This window comes from Amycolatopsis thermalba (assembly GCF_003385215.1).
GTDB lineage: Bacteria > Actinomycetota > Actinomycetes > Mycobacteriales > Pseudonocardiaceae > Amycolatopsis_E > Amycolatopsis_E thermalba.
Genome location: NZ_PQHW01000001.1, coordinates 182,258 through 193,814 on the forward strand (window position 1 = coordinate 182,258; position 11,557 = coordinate 193,814).

The 11,557-nt window shown below is 72.8% G+C and carries 12 protein-coding genes and 1 pseudogene; 7 read left to right on the forward strand and 6 right to left on the reverse strand.

Annotated features, from left to right (window positions below; genetic code table 11):
* Window positions 1-117: 117 nt before the first annotated feature.
* Window positions 118-591: pseudogene (locus tag D0D15_RS37675) on the reverse strand (carboxymuconolactone decarboxylase family protein); the annotation flags it as partial.
* Between D0D15_RS37675 and D0D15_RS00895 the strand changes: the two are divergent.
* The 5 genes from D0D15_RS00895 to D0D15_RS00915 all read left to right on the forward strand — a co-directional run bounded on the left by D0D15_RS00895 (window position 590) and on the right by D0D15_RS00915 (window position 6,194).
* Window positions 590-871 (forward strand): metal-sensitive transcriptional regulator, encoded by a 282-nt coding sequence (locus D0D15_RS00895; protein WP_094002846.1) that lies wholly within the window; start codon window positions 590-592, stop codon window positions 869-871. The pseudogene D0D15_RS37675 and the gene D0D15_RS00895 overlap by 2 nt on opposite strands.
* Window positions 872-890: 19 nt before the next feature.
* Window positions 891-1,097, forward strand: a complete 207-nt coding sequence (locus D0D15_RS00900) for a heavy-metal-associated domain-containing protein (protein WP_094002683.1) — start codon at window positions 891-893, stop codon at window positions 1,095-1,097.
* Window positions 1,098-1,123: 26 nt separating this feature from the next.
* A complete protein-coding gene (locus D0D15_RS00905) occupies window positions 1,124-2,074 on the forward strand; it encodes a hypothetical protein (protein WP_094002682.1) in 951 nt (316 codons plus the stop codon).
* A gap of 19 nt (window positions 2,075-2,093) precedes the next feature.
* Entirely contained in the window at window positions 2,094-4,346 is a 2,253-nt protein-coding gene (locus D0D15_RS00910) for a heavy metal translocating P-type ATPase (RefSeq protein ID WP_094002681.1), read from the forward strand.
* 96 nt (window positions 4,347-4,442) lie between these two features.
* Window positions 4,443-6,194 carry a VanW family protein gene (locus D0D15_RS00915; RefSeq protein ID WP_115944157.1) on the forward strand — a complete coding sequence of 584 codons (1,752 nt, stop codon included), beginning with the start codon at window positions 4,443-4,445 and terminating at the stop codon, window positions 6,192-6,194.
* A gap of 80 nt (window positions 6,195-6,274) precedes the next feature.
* Here D0D15_RS00915 and D0D15_RS00920 read toward each other — a convergent pair whose 3' ends face one another.
* Together D0D15_RS00920 and D0D15_RS00925 are read right to left on the reverse strand one after the other, a co-directional pair.
* On the reverse strand, window positions 6,275-7,246 hold the full coding sequence (locus D0D15_RS00920; protein WP_115944158.1) for an NAD(P)H-quinone oxidoreductase: 972 nt from the start codon (window positions 7,244-7,246) through the stop codon (window positions 6,275-6,277).
* A gap of 93 nt (window positions 7,247-7,339) precedes the next feature.
* Complete coding sequence (locus D0D15_RS00925; RefSeq protein ID WP_094002680.1) at window positions 7,340-8,215, reverse strand: LysR family transcriptional regulator; 876 nt, start codon at window positions 8,213-8,215, stop codon at window positions 7,340-7,342.
* 100 nt (window positions 8,216-8,315) lie between these two features.
* On the opposite strand from D0D15_RS00925, the gene dmpI reads away from it, so the two are divergent.
* Window positions 8,316-8,516 (forward strand): 4-oxalocrotonate tautomerase DmpI, encoded by a 201-nt coding sequence (gene dmpI / locus D0D15_RS00930; RefSeq protein ID WP_255407818.1) that lies wholly within the window; start codon window positions 8,316-8,318, stop codon window positions 8,514-8,516.
* An 82-nt stretch (window positions 8,517-8,598) separates the two neighbouring features.
* Here dmpI and D0D15_RS00935 read toward each other — a convergent pair whose 3' ends face one another.
* Window positions 8,599-9,618, reverse strand: coding sequence for a YeiH family protein (locus tag D0D15_RS00935; protein WP_369806708.1), 1,020 nt, complete (start codon window positions 9,616-9,618; stop codon window positions 8,599-8,601).
* A 70-nt stretch (window positions 9,619-9,688) separates the two neighbouring features.
* On the opposite strand from D0D15_RS00935, the gene D0D15_RS00940 reads away from it, so the two are divergent.
* Window positions 9,689-10,615 carry a LysR family transcriptional regulator gene (locus D0D15_RS00940; protein WP_115944152.1) on the forward strand — a complete coding sequence of 309 codons (927 nt, stop codon included), beginning with the start codon at window positions 9,689-9,691 and terminating at the stop codon, window positions 10,613-10,615.
* Window positions 10,616-10,619: 4 nt separating this feature from the next.
* Here the strand turns inward: D0D15_RS00940 and D0D15_RS00945 are convergent, their stop codons facing one another.
* Window positions 10,620-11,294 carry a phosphonatase-like hydrolase gene (locus D0D15_RS00945; protein ID WP_094002677.1) on the reverse strand — a complete coding sequence of 225 codons (675 nt, stop codon included), beginning with the start codon at window positions 11,292-11,294 and terminating at the stop codon, window positions 10,620-10,622.
* On the reverse strand, window positions 11,291-11,491 hold the full coding sequence (locus D0D15_RS36790) for a hypothetical protein (RefSeq protein WP_094002676.1): 201 nt from the start codon (window positions 11,489-11,491) through the stop codon (window positions 11,291-11,293). Before D0D15_RS36790 ends, D0D15_RS00945 begins: the two co-directional genes overlap by 4 nt.
* Window positions 11,492-11,557 lie beyond the last annotated feature (66 nt).

Below are 11,557 nucleotides of genomic sequence, written 5' to 3' on the forward strand. Positions count from 1 at the left end.
GACGCGCTCGCTCCAGCCGTGCGCCCGGAGTCCGGCCACGTCGTCGTCGGTGCGGGATGCCGGTTCGGCCAGCACCCGCACCGCGAACTCGACGAGCGCGGTCTCGCGGCGGTCCGTCGCGGTGCCCTGCCTGGCCAGCGCGATGTCGGTGTCACTCAGGCCCGCGGCCCGGCCGCCCTCGATGTGGGCTTCCAGGCAGGCGCCGCAGCCGATCCATTCCTGCACGGCGATCGCGAGCTTCTCGCACACCGCGCGGGGCAGCTTCGTGCGTTTCATCGCCCGCGACAGCTCCAGGTAGCCCTGCAGCAACGCCGGCGAGTGGGCCATCGTGCGGATCATCTCCCCCGCCGAGCCGTGCCGCTCCACGATTCCGCCGAGCAGCTCGCGGGACTTCTCCGGCGCGCCGCCCGGGTCCAGCGCGCGGAGCCGGCGCCCTGTTTCCATCACATGCCTCCTACCGGTGAGGGGTACTTGACGCAGCATACCCCCCTTGGGTATAAATTCCTCATCGGCGGCAACGGGGAACCCGACCCGGAGGATACCGGTAGGGGGTATAGTCGAAGTCGTCGGCCGGATAGAGGAGATGGACATGCGGGGATACACCAGCGACAAGGACGGCTACCTGACGCGGCTGCGCCGGATCGAGGGGCAGGTCCGCGGGTTGCAGCGGATGGTCGAGAACGACGAGTACTGCATCGACGTGCTGACCCAGATCGCGGCGGCGACCAAGGCGCTGCAGTCGGTGTCGCTGGGGCTGATGGACGAGCACCTCAAGCACTGCGTGGCCGAGGCGATCGCCGTGGGTGGCAACACCGCGGACGCGAAGGTGCGCGAGGCCAGTGAGGCCATCGCCCGGCTGGTCCGTTCCTGACCACGAGAGAGGAAGCGAAATGACTCAGCAGACCTACACCGTGACCGGCATGACGTGCGGGCACTGCGTGGCTTCGGTGACCGAGGAGGTCGGCGAGATCCCGGGCGTCACGGACGTCGCGGTGGATCTGCCCACCGGCAAGGTCACCGTCACCAGCGAAAACGCGCTCACCACCGACGTGGTGCGCGCCGCCGTCGAAGAAGCCGGATACCAGCTGACCGCGTAGCGGCCGGCCCAGAGGACAGGAATGTCATGAACACTGCAGGGAAGCTCTCCGCCTACGGTGCGGCGCTCGTCCTGGTCGCCGGTGGCGCCTGGGCGATCGGCACCGCTGTCGGTCCCGTCACCAGCGAAGCTGGCACGCGCGGCGGCGAGGACGCCGCGCACGGGGACAGCCACAGCGGCACTGTCGCGGAGACCACGCAACCCGCTCTGCCCGCGGGGCTGGCGTCGTCCAGGGGCGGTTACACCCTCACGCCCACCCACACGACGCTGACCACCGGGACCACCAACCAGTTCGCCTTCCGGATCACCGGGCCCGACGGCAACGCGGTCACCGCGTTCGACGTCGAGCACGACAAGCGCATGCACCTCATCGTGGTGCGCCGCGACACCGCCGGGTTCCAGCACCTGCACCCGGAGATGGCCGGTGACGGCACCTGGACCGTGCCGCTGAATGTCGCCGACGCCGGCAGCTACCGCGCCTTCGCCGACTTCAAGCCGACCGGCGGCCAGGCCACGACCCTGGGCGTCGACCTCGCCGCGGCCGGCGACTTCCAGCCGCGGACCTACGCGCCCTCGCGCGTCGCGGAGGTGGACGGCTACCAGGTGCGCCTCGACGGCGACCTCACCGCCGGACACACGTCGAAGCTGACGGTCACGGTCACCAAGGACGGCCGGGAGGTCACCGACCTGCAGCCCTACCTGGGCGCCTACGGGCACCTGGTGGCGCTGCGCGAAGGCGACCTGGCCTACCTCCACGTCCACCCCGACGGCTCACCCGGTGACGGGACCACCCGGCCCGGGCCGACCGTGACCTTCTACGCCGAGGTCCCCTCGGCCGGCACCTACCGGCTGTTCCTGGACTTCCAGCACGAGGGCAAGGTCCGCACCGCCGAGTTCACCGTGGCGACCGGGACCACGCCACCGGCCACCACGCAGCCGCCCGCGACCGCCGACGGCCACGGCCACAGCCACGGCTGATCGAGGAAGGGGTACCACGATGACTTCGGACCTGCAGAACTCCCCGAAGACCGCGGCGCGGGACATCGAACTGGCGATCGGCGGCATGACCTGCGCCTCGTGCGCGATGCGGATCGAGCGCAAGCTCAACAAGCTCGACGGTGTCACCGCGACCGTCAACTACGCCACCGAGAAGGCGAAGGTCACCTTCCCCGCCGACCTCGACCCGGACACACTGGTCGCCCAGGTCGAGGCGGCGGGCTACTCGGCCACCGTCCCCCGGCCCGAAACCGCGGAACCGGAGGCCGCCGAGGAGGACCCGGCCCGCTCGTTGCGGCAGCGGCTCATCGGGTCGCTGGTGCTGTCGGTGCCGGTGATCGTGCTGGCGATGGTCCCGGCGCTGCAGTTCACCTACTGGCAGTGGATCTCGCTCACGCTGGCCGCACCGGTGATCGTGTGGGCCGCCTGGCCGTTCCACAAGGCGGCGTGGACGAACCTGCGGCACGGCGCGGCCACGATGGACACGCTCGTGTCGATGGGCACGCTGGCCGCGTTCGCCTGGTCGCTCTACGCGCTGCTGTTCGGCAGCGCCGGGGTGCCCGGCATGACCCACCCGTTCGAGCTGACCATCGAGCGGATCAGCGGGGACGGCAACATCTACCTCGAGGTCGCGGCCGGGGTGACCACGTTCATCCTCGCCGGCCGCTACTTCGAGGCCCGCTCCAAGCGGCGGGCCGGGGCCGCGCTGCGCGCGCTGCTCGAACTCGGCGCCAAGGACGTCGCCGTGCTGCGGAACGGCCGCGAGGAACGCATCCCGGTCGAGCAGCTGGCCGTGGGTGACCGGTTCGTGGTCCGGCCCGGCGAGAAGATCGCCACCGACGGCGTGATCACCGAGGGCAGTTCCGCGGTCGACGCGAGCATGCTCACCGGCGAATCGGTCCCGGTCGAGGTCGGGCCCGGTGACGCCGTCACCGGAGCGACCGTGAACTCCGGCGGGCGGCTCGTCGTGCGGGCCACCCGGGTGGGCGCGGACACCCAGCTGGCGCAGATGGCGAAGCTGGTCGAACAGGCGCAGACCGGCAAGGCCGCGGTGCAGCGGCTGGCCGACCGGATCTCCGCGGTGTTCGTGCCCATCGTCATCGCGCTGGCGGCCGGGACCCTGGCGTTCTGGCTCGGCGCCGGCGGCACGGTGTCCGCGGCGTTCACCGCCGCGGTCGCGGTGCTGATCATCGCCTGCCCCTGCGCGCTGGGACTGGCCACCCCCACCGCGCTGCTGGTGGGCACCGGCCGGGGAGCCCAGCTGGGCATCCTGATCAAGGGCCCGGAAGTGCTGGAATCCACCCGCCGCGTCGACACGATCGTGCTCGACAAGACCGGCACCGTCACCACCGGCAAGATGGCCCTGACCGACGTGCACACCGACGGCGCCGACACCGACGAGGTGCTTCGCTTGGCCGGAGCGCTGGAGAGCGCTTCCGAGCACCCGATCGCCCAGGCCATCGCCACCGGCGCGCGGGAGCGGGTCGGTGACCTCCCGGCCGTCGAGGACTTCACCAACCTCGAAGGTCTCGGCGTGCAGGGCATCGTCGACGGCAAGGCCGTGCTCGTCGGCCGCACCGCGCTGCTGGCGGACTGGAGCCAGCACCTGTCCCCCGAACTCGCCGCGGCCAAGGCCACGGCCGAGCAGCAGGGCAAGACCGCGGTCGCCGTCGGCTGGGACGGCCGGGCCCGGGCCGTGCTGGTGGTCGCCGACACCGTCAAACCCACCTCCGCCGAAGCCATCGGGCAACTGCGCGGCCTCGGGCTCACCCCGGTCCTGCTCACCGGCGACAACGAAGCCGTCGCCAAGGCAGTCGCCGCCGAGGTCGGCATCGAGACGGTGATCGCCGAGGTCCTGCCCGCCGACAAGGTCGACGTGGTCCAGCGCCTGCAGGACGAAGACAAGGTGGTGGCGATGGTCGGCGACGGGGTCAACGACGCCGCCGCGCTCGCCCAGGCCGACCTCGGCCTGGCCATGGGCACCGGCACCGACGTCGCCATCGAAGCCAGCGACCTGACCCTGGTCCGTGGCGACCTCCGGGTGGCGGCCGACGCGATCCGCCTGTCCCGGCGCACCCTGCGCACCATCAAGGGCAACCTGTTCTGGGCCTTCGCCTACAACATCGCCGCCCTCCCCCTGGCCGCCGCCGGCCTGCTCAACCCGATGATCGCCGGCGCCGCCATGGCGTTCAGCTCGGTCTTCGTGGTGAGCAACAGCCTGCGGCTGCGCGGCTTCCGCAGCACCATCGGGTGATCCACCGGCCCGGGTGACCGCAGCGGCCGGCGCTCACGGCAGGTGAGCGCCGGCCGCTACGGGTTTGAACCGCCCATTTTGGTCAACTACGACCTGGTGGTTTCTTCGACACCTGAGCCCACCGAATACCTCCCGCGCGTCGGCGAGGTGGGGCCCGCCCGGCCGAAGCCGTGGTGGCGGCGGCCCGCGACGATCGCCGCGGCGGCGGTCCTGCTCGCGCTCGCCGTCCTGTACGTGCTCGACCTCGCGCTGAGTTCGGGCGACGTGCCGCGGGGGACGACGGTGGCGGGTGTGCCGATCGGCGGGCTGAGCGAGTCCGCCGCCGAGCAGAAGCTGCGCGAGGAGCTGACGCCCCGGCTCAGCCGGCCGGTCCAGGTGCTGGCCGGGGACCGGGAGATCCCGTTCGTTCCCGCCGACGCCGGTGTCCGCGTCGACTTCGCCGCGACCGTCGCCGGAGCCGGATCACAGCCGCTCAACCCGTGGACCCGGCTGGTGTCGCTGTTCCGGGACCGCGAAACCGCCGTCGTGGCCGAGGCGAACCCCGGCTCCCTGACCGCCACGCTCGACGAGGCGCGGGCGGCGGTCGACCGGCCGGCCGTGGAGGGCGGCATCCGGTTCGACGGCACGACCCCCGTCCCGGTCGATCCCCAGACCGGGCAGACCCTCGACCTCGCACGGGCCGAGGACGTGCTGCGCACCGGGTGGGCCACCTCGCCGCGCCTGACGCTGCCCGTGCTCCCGCTCGCGCCACAGACCACCCCGGAGGGTGTCCGGGCGGCACTCGACCTCCTCGCCCGCCCCCCAGTGGCCGGCCCGGCGACGGTGCGCGGCGACGGCCGCGACGCCACGGTCGAGCCCGCGCAGCTCGCCGCCGCGCTGACGTTCCAGCCCGGCGGCAACGGCACGCTCACCGCCGGGCTCGACCGCGCACGGCTCGGTGTCCTGACCGATCAGCTCGCCCCGACGGAGAAGCCGGGGCAGGACGCGCGGATGCGGTTCGACAACGACCGGCCGGCGGTCGTGCCGTCCGTCGACGGCCGGGCGATCGACTGGGACCAGACCCTGACCGGGCTCCTGCAGGCCATCGGGCCCGGCGGCAACCGGACCACCGAGGCGCGCTACGTGGCGGTGCCGGCCAGGATCACCACCGACCGGGCCGGGCAGCTCGGGATCAGGGAGGTGATCGGCGAGTTCACCACCGGCGGCTTCGCCCCCGATTCCGGCGTGAACATCCGGGTGGTCGCCGAGGAGGTGACCGGCGCGATCGTGCTGCCCGGGGAAACGTTCAGCCTCAACGGGTACACCGGCCCCCGCGAGGCCGCGCAGGGGTACGTGGAAGCGGGTGTGATCGAGGAGGGCGTGCCGGAGCGTGAGGTGGGTGGCGGTATCTCGCAGTTCGCCACCACGTTGTACAACGCCGCGTACTTCGCCGGCATGACCGACGTCGAGCACAAGGAGCACAGCTTCTACATCAGCCGCTACCCCGCCGCGCGCGACGCGACGGTCTTCCAGAACCCGGACGGCAGCAGCGTGATCGACCTGAAGTTCGGCAACGAATACCCCACCGGGGTGGCGATCCAGACGATCTGGACACCGAAGTCCATCACCGTGCGGTTGTGGGGCACCAGGCACGTCACCGTCGAATCCGTGACCGGCCCGCGCGGCGACTACGTCAGCCCGTACACGGTCACCAAACCGGCGGGCCCGGAGTGCAAACCGGCCCGGGGCAAGCCGGGCTTCCGGACCTCGGACACCCGGATCGTCCGCGACCTGAGCGGCCGGGAGATCAGCCGCACCACGCGGACCGTGCGCTACGACCCGGAACCGACGGTGCGCTGCGCGGGCTGACCGCGCGCACGGTGGGTCCCGGCGGCGAGGAAGAGAAACGCGCCACTGCGGATTCCCAGCCACGTGGCGCTCCCGCCGCGCTACGCGGTCAGCAGGACCTTGCCGACGGCGCTGCCCTCTTCCACGCCGCGGTGCGCGTCGGCGGCCTGGCGGAGCGGGATGGTCCGGCCGACGACCGGCCGGACGCACCCGCGCTCGACGAGCGGCCACAGGTTCTTCCGCACCTGCGCGACGATACGGCCCTTCTCGGCCACCGGCTGGGGCCGCAGCGCGAGGGAGGCGATGCCGGCGCGTTTGCGCATCAGCGTGCCGATGTTCAGTTCGCCGGTGAGGCCGCCCTGGAACCCGATGATCACCAGCCGGCCGCCGGTGACGAGCGCGTCCAGGTTGCGGTCCAGATAGGACGCTCCCATGTTGTCCAGGATCACGTGCGCGCCACCGGTTTCCCGCTGCAGCTCGGCGACGAAGTCCTGGTCGCGGTAGTTGACGAGGATGTCGGCGCCGAGCCGCCGGCACTGTTCGAGCCGCTCGGCCGATCCGGCGGTCACCGCGACGGTCGCGCCGAGCGCCTTGCCGACCTGAACGGCGTGCGTGCCGATGCCGCCGGCAGCACCGTGCACCAGCAGCACCTCCCCGCTGCGCAGGCCGGCGCTCATCACCGCGGTGGCCCACACCGTGCAGGCGGCCTCGGGCAGGGCCGCGGCGGCGACGATCCCCACACCGTCCGGGACGGGCAGCAGTTGCGGAGCGGGCACCACGACCTGCACGGCGTATCCGCCGCCGGCGAGCAGCGCGCACACCTGGTCGCCGACCTGCCAGCCGTCGACGTCCTCGCCGACTTCGATGATCGTGCCCGAGCACTCCAGGCCGGGGATCTCACTCGCACCGGGCGGCGGCGGGTAACGGCCCTGGCGTTGCAGCACATCCGCCCGGTTCACCGCGGTGGCGGCGACGCGGACCAGCACCTCCCCGGGGCCTGGACGGGGGTCCGGCACCTCGGTCCAGTCCAGGACTTCGGGGCCGCCGGAGGCGCGGATGGTGATCGCGTGCACGGAGATCTCCTTGACGTGACGGGTTTTCTCGGACTGGTTCCAGTCCACCCGGAAACCCCGCCCCCACCAAGGCCCGTTTCGCGCTCCCTGCGATCAGGAAGCGTGATCGCAGGCGCGCAGCAGCTCGTCGAGACACCAGGGCGGGTTGGTCTCGGACACGGCGAGCAGCGTCGTCATGGTGATCGGCGGCACCGTGGGCCGGAACGCCACCCGGGGCGCCACCAGCCGGCGCGCCTGCGACTCGTACACGACGGTCCACGTGCCGGTGCCGCTGCCGATGATGGCCAGGGTGTCCTGCAGGTTGCCCGACGGTGGGCCGAACACCGGGTCGAACCCCGCCGACCGGCAGGAGGAGACCATCAGATCGTGCAACGGCGCGTTGCGGCTCCGGTCGGCCAGGCGCAGCGGCAGCTCCGCCAGGTCGGTGAGCTCGACCTCGTCCGCCTCGGCGAGCGGATGCCGGGCGGGCAACGCGACGACGAGCCGGTCCAGCCACAGCGGGATCAGCCGCAGTTCCGGGCTGTGGGTCACGCCCCGGACGAACGTGGCGTCCAGCGCGTGCCCGCGGACCTGGTCCAGCCTCGTCTGCGTGGACGCCGAGACCAGCTCCACGCTCAACTGCGGGATGAGGGCGGTCAGCTCGTCCAGCACCCGGTCCAGGTGCTCGCCCAGGCCGTTGCTGGTGCCCAGCCGCAGCACGGTGGACCGGGCGGCGACGTCGGCGACCACGGACCGCGCCCGGCTCTCGGCGGCGAGCACGGCCCGCGCTTCGGGCAGGAACACCTGGCCCGCGGTGGTGAGCCGGACCATCCGCGGTGACCGGTCGAACAGCTCCACGCCCAGCTCCCGCTCCAGCTTGCGGATCTGCTGGCTCACCGCGGCCTGCACGATGTGCAGCCGCTCCGCGGCCCGCCCGAAGTGCAGTTCCTCCGCGACGGTCACGAAGTACCGCAGTTGACGAAGTTCCACGAGCCCATTATCCGCCGATCACGATCGCTGATCGCAGCGGCAGCGGACTGCTCCTTGGTCGCGCCGGGATTCTCCTGTGGACTGAACCGGACCGAAAACCATCCGGCAGGAGAACGACATGCCCATCGTGACCGTTCAGCAAGGCCCGCGCACCGTGGAGCTCAAGCGGGAGCTGGTCAAGCAGATCACCGACGCGTTCGTCCGCGCGTACGTGATCCCGGCCGACGCCGTGCAGGTGTGGATCCACGAGGTCCCCACCGACAGCTGGGGCAAGGCCGGGAAGCTGACCGCGGACAAGTGATCACCTCGTCGTGGCGCCCGCCCCCCTCGCGCGGGCGCCACGACGGACGCCCTCGACCGGCGGGCGCGGTGGTGGACGGTGATCAGGCGCCGCCGGTGAGGGTGAGCGTGCCGTAGGCCACCAGGGCGACCAGGACGGTCGACACCGCGCCCAGCGCCAGCCCGCGGCGGCCGGTGCGCAGCAGTGCCCCGATCCGCACGCCGCTGCCCAGCCCGAACAACGCGGCGGCGAACAGCAGCGTGGTCACCACGCTGGTGGCGGACAGCACCGGCGCGGGCACGACACCCGAGCTGCGCACGGCCATCGTCGCCAGGAAGCCGAGCACGAACAGCGGCACCAGCGGCGGCCGCTTGCCCGTCGTGGCGCCGTGGCGGCGCCGCCGCACGATGCTCACCCCGGCCACCATCGGCGCCAGCAGCACCACCCGGGTCAGCTTCACCACGACCGCGGTGGCGACCGCCGCCGCGCCGGCCGGTGACGCCGCGGCGACCACCTGCGCGACCTCGTGCACGCTCAGCCCGGCCCATTCGCCGAACCGCTGCGGGCCCAGACCGAGCGCCCGCCCGGCCAGCGGCACCAGCGCGATCGCGGCGCTGCCGTACAGCGTCACCAGCGTCACCGCGGTGGCCACCTCCTCGCGGTCGGACTCGGTCACGCTGTCCATCGCCGCGATCGCCGAGGCGCCGCAGATCGAGAACCCGGTCCCCACCAGCAGCGCCATCCCGCGCGACACCCCCACCAGCCGCCCGGCCAGGATCGTGCCGAAGAAGCTGACGAGCACGGTGACCACGACGGCGAGCACCGTGCCGGCACCGAGCCGGAACACCTCGCCGAGGCCGAGCTGGAACCCGAGCAGCACCACGCCCAGCCGCAGGAACTTCTTCGTCGCCCAGCGCAGGCCGTCCTGCGCGGCCGGGGGCACGAAGCTCGCGACGAGCACCCCGAGCACGACCGCGACGGTCAGGGCGCTGATCGCGGGCACCAGCTCGTTCAGTCCGAACGCGACCGCCGTGCCGGCGGCGGCCACCAACAGGCCCGGCGCGAGCCGCCGGGCGGTCGTCGATCGCGGTGCTCGTTCCCGCGCGGATTCTGCTTTGGTCACCCTCGAATCGTCACCGCACCGGCCGCTCCCCGGTACCCGTCAAGCGATGCGGACGTCATACCCTTACTGCATGACCCGTCTGCCCGATGTCGAATCCCTGCGGCTGCTGGTCCTCGTGGGGCACCACGGCAGCCTGACCGCCGCCGCGCAGACCGCCGGGATCAGCCAGCCCTCGGCGAGCAAACGGATCAGCACGCTGGAACGGCTGCTCGGCATCCAGCTGCTGGACCGGTCCCGGCGCGGGTCGGCGCTCACCTCGTCCGGGCTGCTGGTGAGCGGGTGGGCGCAGCGCGTTCTCGACGAGCTGGACGTGATGATGGACGGCGCCGAGGCGCTGCGGCGCGAACGCGGCGCGCAGCTGTCGCTGGCGGCGAGCCTCACGGTGGCCGAGTACCTGCTGCCGGGCTGGATCGGCGAGCTGCGGCGCGCCGTGCCCGATCTGCACGTGGGCATGCAGGTGCTGAATTCCAGCCGGGTGCACGAACTGGCCCGCCACGGCGACATCGATCTGGGTTTCGTGGAATCCCCGGGCGGGCTGCCCGGGGTGCGGTCCCGGGTGGTGGCGCGCGACCGTCTCGTCCTGGTGGTGTCGCCGGATCACCCGTGGCGGCGCCGCCGCCGCCCGGTCGACCCGGCCGAGCTCGCGTCGACCGCGCTGATCAGCCGCGAAACCGGCTCGGGCACGCGGGAAACGGCGGAGCAGGCGTTGCGGGCCGCCGGGGCCGAACCGGTGGAACCGCTGCTCGAACTGGGTTCGGCGACGGCGGTGCGCAGCGCGGTGTCGGCCGGCGCGGGGCCGGCGCTGATCAGCGAGCTGATCGTGGCGCCGGACCTGGCGGGCGGGGCTCTGGTGGAGATCCCGACCGTGGGCATGGACCTCGGCCGGGCGCTGCGTGCGGTGTGGCGATCGGGCACCACGCCGGTCGGTGCGGCCGCCCGGCTGCTGGCGATCGCGTTGCGCCGCAACCGCCGGACAGTTCCGGCGCCGGGGCGGTGACCGGTCAGCGGTTCCCGAGCAGGGCGGGCAGCCGGGCCACGGAGTCCAGCACGTGCGTCGCGCCGTGGGCCGTCAGCGTGGCCGCGTCGTGGGCGCCGGTGAGCACCCCCGCGACCACCGAGGCGCCGGCGCGGCGGCCGCTCACCATGTCGTAGCCGGTGTCGCCCGCGACGGCCACCGCGCGCACGTCACTGACCCGCAGCCGCAGCGCCGCGGTGAGCACCAGGTCCGGGAAGGGCCGGCCGCGGCCCGCGTCGTCCGGGCAGAGCGCCAGGTCCGCCAGGTCCGTCCACCCGAGACGGTCCAGCAGGGCGTCCCGCGTCCCGGCGGAGAACCCGGTGCTCAGGCACACCCGCCGGCCCTGCTCGCGCAACGCGCGGATCGCCTCCTCCGCCCCGGGGACCGGTTCGGCCACCGCGATCGCCTGCTCCGCGAACGTCTCCTCGAAGACGGCGTTCGCCTTGTCCGCGCGCTCGTCCGGGAACAGCGCCCGGAACACCACGATCTTCGACGTGCCCATGGTGTCGTGGATGTAGGACCGCGCGCGCCGCCACTGCTCGGACCCGGCGGGCACGTCCACCGCGGACAGCGCGGCCGCGAACGCCGCCTCCACGGCGCCGTCGTCGCGGACCGTGGTGCCGGCCATGTCCAGCACGATGAGCTCGACGCGGGGGTTCACCGGACCTCCTGGGTGTCGTGGGCGGTCACCGCGTGCACCGCGGCGATCAGGGCCATCGTCTCGATCTCGGCGGCACCGCAGCCGCGGGAGAGGTCGTGCAGCGGCGCACCTTGTCCACCACCGCGCAGGCGGCGAAGGTGACCGCCCGGCCGTCGCGCAGCAGCATCAGGAACGCGCTGCTCAGGGGCCATCCTCATCGTCGGACTCCCTCGCGTGCGGCGGCAGTGCTCCCCGTGAGGATGACCAGCCGCGCCGGGCGCCGA

Coding starts and splice junctions, on each gene's coding strand:
- D0D15_RS00910 (WP_094002681.1), top strand. CDS start 2,094: ATGACTTCGGACCTGCAGAACTCCCCGAAGACCGCGGCGCGGGACATC.
- D0D15_RS00905 (WP_094002682.1), top strand. CDS start 1,124: ATGAACACTGCAGGGAAGCTCTCCGCCTACGGTGCGGCGCTCGTCCTG.
- D0D15_RS00940 (WP_115944152.1), top strand. CDS start 9,689: ATGACCCGTCTGCCCGATGTCGAATCCCTGCGGCTGCTGGTCCTCGTG.
- D0D15_RS00895 (WP_094002846.1), top strand. CDS start 590: ATGCGGGGATACACCAGCGACAAGGACGGCTACCTGACGCGGCTGCGC.
- D0D15_RS00900 (WP_094002683.1), top strand. CDS start 891: ATGACTCAGCAGACCTACACCGTGACCGGCATGACGTGCGGGCACTGC.
- D0D15_RS36790 (WP_094002676.1), bottom strand. CDS start 11,491: ATGAGGATGGCCCCTGAGCAGCGCGTTCCTGATGCTGCTGCGCGACGG.